Here is a 6,289-nt window from a genome sequence, read left to right on the forward strand (position 1 = left end):
CCCATTGTTGTCGGTGCTTCGTCCCACCGCAGGGCCCACATCATCGGACATACCCCCACTCCCCCAAAAGGGGGTGTCCGGGAATTTTGGTCAGACCACTTTCGATTAGTTGATAGATATTCGTCGGGATATCGGGGTAGTTTTCCTTGCATGGAAACTCTGCAGAACGTACTCAACACCCTTGGAGGGATCGTATGGGGTCCTTTCGTCCTTATCCCTCTGTTGCTGGGAACGGGTTTCTACCTGACCATCCGGCTCGGAGGCATCCAATTCCGGACCTTGGGAAGATCCCTTCGACATGCATTCGTCGATAAAAATGAGGCTGAAAGCGACGGTGATATCTCCAACTACCAGGCACTGACCACCGCCCTAGCTGCCACCGTCGGCGTCGGCAACATCGTTGGTGTGGCCACCGCGATCTCCGTCGGCGGACCGGGCGCACTGTTCTGGATCTGGGTTACTGGTCTAGTCGGTATGGCCTCGAAATACACCGAGGCATTTCTCGGTGTGCGCTTCCGAGTGACCGACTCCAAGGGCGAACAATCCGGTGGCCCGCAGTACTACCTCAAGCGCGGTATCCCCGGCACCTTCGGCAAGGTTCTCGCTTTCTCCTTCGCGATCTTCGCGGTCATCGCATCCTTCGGTATCGGTAACCTCACCCAGGCCAACGCTGTGGCTGCCAACTTGGAGAGCACCTTCGGCCTCGACCCCTGGGTCTCCGGTGTGCTGATGTTCGTCCTGATCGGCTCTGTATTGCTCGGTGGCATTAAGAGCATCGGCCGAATCACTTCCGCATTCGTTCCAATGATGATTGTCATCTACGTCATCGGCGGCATCCTCGTGCTGATCCTGCAGATTGACACCATCCCCGCAGCACTTGCGATGATCTTCACCGATGCCTTCACCGGCACAGCGGCAACTGGTGGCTTCGTCGGCGCCGGCATCATGTTGGCCATCCAGTTCGGTGTCGCCCGCGGCATCTTCTCCAATGAGTCCGGCATGGGTTCCGCTGCCATCGCAGCCTCCGCGGCCAAGACCTCCCACCCCGTCCGACAGGGCTTGGTCTCCATGACCCAGACCTTCATTGACACCATCATCGTTGTGACTATCACCGGCCTCGTGATCGTGACCACCGGAGTATGGGATGTGGGCCGCGAGGCTGCCGGCACCATGACTGCCGACGCCTTCAGCGCAGCACTTCCGGGCGAATGGGGCGGCACGATTGTCTCCCTGTCCATCGTGTTCTTCGCTTTCTCCACCATCCTCGGCTGGTCCTACTACGGCGAGCGTTCACTTGAATCCCTCGTCGGCCGAAAAGGCACCATCCCTTATCGCTTGATCTTCACCGCAGTCGCCTTCATCGGCGCTACGGTCCAGCTCGAGCTGGTTTGGTCCTTCGCCGACCTGGCCAACGGCCTGATGGCACTGCCCAACCTGATCGGTCTGCTTATCCTCTCCGGCCTGGTTGTCCGCGAAACCAATGCTTACCTGAAGTTCGATCCGAAGCTGCGAGCATCCACTGAGGAAGTCGCCGCCTACATGCGAGCACAAGGCAGCGACTGGAAGTAGTAGCATCACTCTGGTGATCCGTGAATCCCTTGGCGTCGGCGTTGGTGCAATGCTCGGCGCGCTAGCCCGATACGGAATCCAGATAACTCTAGGAGCCGGGATGTGGCCGCTATTAGCGGTCAACATCCTCGGCTCCTTTCTTATGGGCGCCACCCGCCCCAGCCCATTCTGGGGAACTGGAGTGCTGGGAGGATTCACCAGCTTCTCGACGTTCGCGTTGCTGACTGCCTCCGCAGAGCTCCCCGTTGCTCTGGGATATGCAGTACTCATGCTCAGCAGCTGTGTGGGGGCATGGTTGCTGGGAGATCGGCTGGCCGACCAATGATCACCATGCTGCTACCTGTACTCGCTGTCGGCGCAGGTGGGTTCCTAGGCGGTATCGGCCGGTGGACACTAGGACGCTGGCCGGGCGGACTACGGGGAACTTATACCGCAAATATCGCGGCAGTGACCATTTTCGCACTCGCTCTCAGCGGCCCCAATCTTTTAGTGCTAGCGCTAGGAACTGGGTTTGCAGGCGCACTATCTACCTGGTCGACGCTGGCCAAAGAAATTGGCCAGCTGATCAAGAGCCGAAGCTACCGCCACGCATTGGTCTACGCTGCCGCGACGTTATTGATTGGCATCGGGGTCGTAGTAATAATCACTTAGAACCGCTACTGCTACAGATAGAGAAAACCCCCGCCGATACCTGGTTGGCGAATAATTCTCGTCGATCCAGGCTAGGCGGGGGCGCTCAAATCTAGTCCGCGATTGCATCCAATGGCGGCGTCTTAGACGCCCGGTTAGCCGGCCAGATTGCAGCGAGAACTCCCACCACACCTGATCCTGCTAGCACCCAGAGCATCAAGGAGTAGGGCACTGAGATGGTCCCCAGGCCTTGTCCGCTCAGTACGTCTAGGAATGCCCAGCCGATTCCTAGACCGATAAGCACACCCATCACAGCACCGAACACTGAGATCTGCACTGCTTCCAAGGTGATCATGGTTCGAATCTGGCTGCGTTGCGCGCCGACTGCCCGAAGCATGCCAATTTCTTGACGACGCTCGATGACTCCCAGCGTCAACGTGTTGACAATGCCCAAGATCGCGATGATCACGGCTAGCGACAACAGTGCATAAAGGATGTTAAGCATCTGATCGATGGCCTGGCTTACCTGACCCGCCGCTTCTTCCGTACTGACTACCTGAACAACGATGAAGCTCTTGACTGCTTCTTCCAAGTTGGTACGCAGCTGTTCACCGGTGACCGAATCATCACCGTTGACGCCAATCGTGGTGATCCCGAGGTCTGTATCTGGGATAAAATCTCGTACGAGTGACTGGGAAATAACCATGTTCTGGAAAATATTGTTGGGCTCGAAAATGCCCACCATCTCTCCCTCATAGGTTTCCCCTGGTCGATCAGGATCAGTCAATTCAACGGTATCGCCGACCTGCCAGCCGTTTGCTGCAGCGAAATCAGTGGTAGCAACCACCCCGGAGTTATCTCCTAGATCGGAGCTGCCTTCCTGCATATCCATGACTGCCAGATCAGCCAGGTCACCATTAGCGACAAAGCTAATCCCACCAGTCGGGCCGAAGGAAACCGATGTTTGCCCATCGACGGCAACAGGAGCCGTAGACAGAGTAAGGATTTGACCCACCCCCTCTGCAGAGCTAACTGCATCAGGAACTTCTCCAGGAATGGGAAAATTGCCGGTGGAAGGGCCGGAAAGAATGTAGTCCGCAGTAATGCTGTTTTCAGCCACATCATCGATGGAATTTTTCATCGTGTCACCCAGCATGCCGATCATCGTGACCAGGGCAATACCAAGAGTAAGCGCGAAAGCGGTAGCAGAAGTGCGTCGCGGATTGCGCCTGGAGTTAGTCGCTGCCAGCTTGCCAACTGCGCCAAAAGGAGCACCGATAAGCGCGCCAAACCTAGGCACAATCGGTAGTGACAGTGCAGGACCAGCAAAGAAGTAACCCACGACAATTCCGAAAGCACCAATTCCGACGAGGATCGCCCGATTGGAAGTCGAGGCATCGCTCAACGCCATGGCAACCAGAGTGGAAGCGATGCCCGCTAGGATCAGCGCTCCACCGAAGATAGTGCGGACCTTCAACGATTGTTCGCTAGCGGATTCGCTAGATCGCATCGCTTCGACTGGCAAGATTTCGCCGGCACGCCGCGCTGGCATCCACGCCGAAAGCACTGTGACGACTGTTCCTAGGACAATGGGTACGACAACCGCGGTGGTTGACAAGCCCAGCCCAGAATCAGACAGTGGCATACCTCTACTGGACATGAAGGCATTGATGGCAGCGACCAAGCCCACTCCCGCGATCACGCCAAGCATAGAACCGATGACACCGATAATCGCGGCCTCAAGTACCACCGATCGAGTGATCTGTTTACGTGCGGCGCCCAGCGCGCGCAGCAGGGCAAATTCCTTCGTACGCTGCGCCACGATCATTGCGAAAGTATTGGCGATAAGGAAGGTTCCCACCAATAGCGCTACTAGGCCGAAAGCAACTAGGAAGTAGTTGATAAAGCTCAACGCCTGAGTGATTTCCTCAGAAATGGACTCCGCTAACTGCTCGCCCGTTTCGACCTCAATATCTTGGTAAGTCTCCTCCAGGTGTACGACTAGATCAGTATCCGAAGCTCCCTCAGCTGCAGAGAGCAGTACCTGAGAGTTCATATCAATGCTGGAATAGCGATCCTGGTAGGTCTCTAATTCAACGAGCGCAGAAATAGTGCTGGACTGATCCAACTCCATGTCATAGATACCCGATACGGTCATCTCATGGCGATCCGCCGGATCAACTAATAGCAGGCTATCCCCGACACTAATTCCGAATGACTCGGCAGCTGCGGAGTTGATGACAAGCTGGTCATCACCAACTGGAGCCTGTCCATCGGTCATGGTTAATGGTTGACCCACCTGCTCATCGGAGGAATACCAAATTCCTACCGAAGATGAGCCGCCACCAGTCTGAATTGGCTCCTGTTCCTCGTTCGCCATAACCACCGTGGTGGTGGCAGTGAGGTTGAGGTTACTGACCATTGAATCTTCAGTAAGGGCGGTCAGAGTCTCCTCTGAAATCCCTGGGCTTCCCTCTATCGGGGTAGCTACCGCATCAACGTCTGAGTAGGCACTATCGACCACGCCTTTAAAAGTATTATTGAGTGAGTTGGTGAACATGAAGGCGCCTGCAATAAACGCCGTACCAAGCACCACTGCCAACACTGTCAGCGCAAGCCGCAGCTTATGAGCCGCGATATTGCGCAGGCTGACTCTGCGCATCGTATTCTTGCCTGCCATCACAATCCCCTAGTTCTCGATGCCGGCCATGGTGGCCAAAATCTCGTCGATAGCAGGGCTATGCAGTTCCTTGACTATACGGCCATCGGCAAGAAAAATGATTCGGTCTGCATAAGAGGCTGCTCGAGCATCATGGGTGACAATGACCACCGTTTGATCATCTTCGTCCACAGCGGTGCGCAAAATAGCTAGCACCTCAGCAGAAGAGTTGGAATCGAGGTTGCCGGTCGGCTCATCTCCAAAGATGATTTCCGGACGCGAAACAAGGGCGCGAGCACAAGCCACGCGCTGCTGCTGGCCGCCGGAAAGCTCAGCTGGTCGGTGGCTGAGCCGGTTGCTTAGTCCAAGCCGGTTCGTGATCTGCTCGAACCAATCCTGATCGACTTTTTGGCCAGCAATATCTGAGGGCAGCGTAATATTCTCAGCTGCAGTCAAAGTAGGCACCAGGTTGAATGACTGAAAGATAAAGCCCAACCGATCGCGGCGCAGCGAGGTCATTTCCTTGTCTTTCAACTGGGACAAATCAGTGTCTCCGATGAAGGCAGAACCTGACGTAGAAGCATCTAGGCCCGCCATGCAATGCATCAGAGTTGATTTTCCAGAGCCGGAGGGGCCCATGATCGCAGTGAACTGGTGGCGGGCGAACTCTACGTCCACATGATCTAGCGCGGTCACTGCAGTGTCACCTTGACCGTATTGCTTGAAAAGGCCCACCGCGCGAGCAGCCGCTTCTGCACCAAGAATGGAGTCTTCAACAGCAGATGACTGCTCTGCTGGAATATTTGACGGATCTTGCACAGTGGATTCCTGATCGGGCATGGTCAATTTGCTCCTCGGCATAGATTTTCTCAAAAATGACTTCGTTGCTACCGCACTACTGCAGGTACATCATGAATCTACAGAACTAAGACAACTGGCGACATGGGGGAATGCCCCCATTTTTCGCATGGGAGCTAGCCCTCTAATTTTAGAGGTAATCACTGGTGAGAACCTGTGTATCCAACCCCGCTAGAATCCATCTACTTTGGGCATGCGTGTAGGCCCCCTAGTGTGTGGGTTCCTACCAACACAGTGGTGGGAAACCTAGCAACACTAGGGGGCCTGACAGCAATATCTATTTTTAAGTTTTAGGTCGGCGGCAACTTACTCTCCCACACCCTCCCGGGTGCAGTACCATCAGCGCGGGCAGGCTTAGCTTCCGGGTTCGGAACGGGACCGGGCGTTTCCCTGCCGCTATCAACCACCGACACACTCACCGGGACAACAACCACACAAAGTGGTGTTGAAGGTGGGTGTGCTGTGTCAGACACTGCATAGTGGACGCGGGCAACACAACAATATTGTGTGATGCAACTTGTTTACATGCGTTAAACACTCTCAAACCATCATGGGTTTGGGTGGGTGTTTAGT

5 protein-coding genes and 1 rRNA gene are annotated in these 6,289 nt (G+C 55.4%); 3 read left to right on the forward strand and 3 right to left on the reverse strand.

Going from position 1 to position 6,289, the window contains the following annotated elements:
- The first annotated feature begins 150 nt into the window (after positions 1 to 150).
- Genes C5L39_RS05145 through C5L39_RS05155 form a run of 3 tightly spaced genes read left to right on the forward strand, consistent with a single transcriptional unit; the run spans position 151 to position 2,220 of the window.
- On the forward strand, positions 151 to 1,569 hold the full coding sequence (locus C5L39_RS05145) for an alanine/glycine:cation symporter family protein (protein WP_123047760.1): 1,419 nt from the start codon (positions 151 to 153) through the stop codon (positions 1,567 to 1,569).
- Between the two features lie 16 nt (positions 1,570 to 1,585).
- On the forward strand, positions 1,586 to 1,894 hold the full coding sequence (locus tag C5L39_RS05150) for a fluoride efflux transporter family protein (protein WP_123047843.1): 309 nt from the start codon (positions 1,586 to 1,588) through the stop codon (positions 1,892 to 1,894).
- A 5-nt stretch (positions 1,895 to 1,899) separates the two neighbouring features.
- Positions 1,900 to 2,220: a FluC/FEX family fluoride channel gene (locus tag C5L39_RS05155; protein ID WP_245974879.1), complete on the forward strand. Its 321-nt coding sequence runs from the start codon at positions 1,900 to 1,902 to the stop codon at positions 2,218 to 2,220.
- A gap of 91 nt (positions 2,221 to 2,311) precedes the next feature.
- Here the strand turns inward: C5L39_RS05155 and C5L39_RS05160 are convergent, their stop codons facing one another.
- From C5L39_RS05160 to rrf, 3 genes are all read right to left on the reverse strand, one after another.
- On the reverse strand, positions 2,312 to 4,879 hold the full coding sequence (locus C5L39_RS05160) for an ABC transporter permease (RefSeq protein WP_123047762.1): 2,568 nt from the start codon (positions 4,877 to 4,879) through the stop codon (positions 2,312 to 2,314).
- Between the two features lie 9 nt (positions 4,880 to 4,888).
- On the reverse strand, positions 4,889 to 5,698 hold the full coding sequence (locus tag C5L39_RS05165) for an ABC transporter ATP-binding protein (RefSeq protein WP_165857972.1): 810 nt from the start codon (positions 5,696 to 5,698) through the stop codon (positions 4,889 to 4,891).
- 311 nt (positions 5,699 to 6,009) lie between these two features.
- Positions 6,010 to 6,127 (reverse strand): 5S ribosomal RNA (rrf, locus tag C5L39_RS05170).
- Positions 6,128 to 6,289: the final 162 nt, after the last annotated feature.

This window comes from Corynebacterium alimapuense (assembly GCF_003716585.1).
Classification (GTDB): domain Bacteria; phylum Actinomycetota; class Actinomycetes; order Mycobacteriales; family Mycobacteriaceae; genus Corynebacterium; species Corynebacterium alimapuense.

Bases quoted from the DNA above. Each gene is read 5' to 3' on its own strand.
- C5L39_RS05160 (WP_123047762.1), bottom strand. From the start codon at position 4,879: ATGGCAGGCAAGAATACGATGCGCAGAGTCAGCCTGCGCAATATCGCG.
- C5L39_RS05145 (WP_123047760.1), top strand. From the start codon at position 151: ATGGAAACTCTGCAGAACGTACTCAACACCCTTGGAGGGATCGTATGG.
- C5L39_RS05165 (WP_165857972.1), bottom strand. From the start codon at position 5,698: ATGCCCGATCAGGAATCCACTGTGCAAGATCCGTCAAATATTCCAGCA.
- C5L39_RS05155 (WP_245974879.1), top strand. From the start codon at position 1,900: ATGCTGCTACCTGTACTCGCTGTCGGCGCAGGTGGGTTCCTAGGCGGT.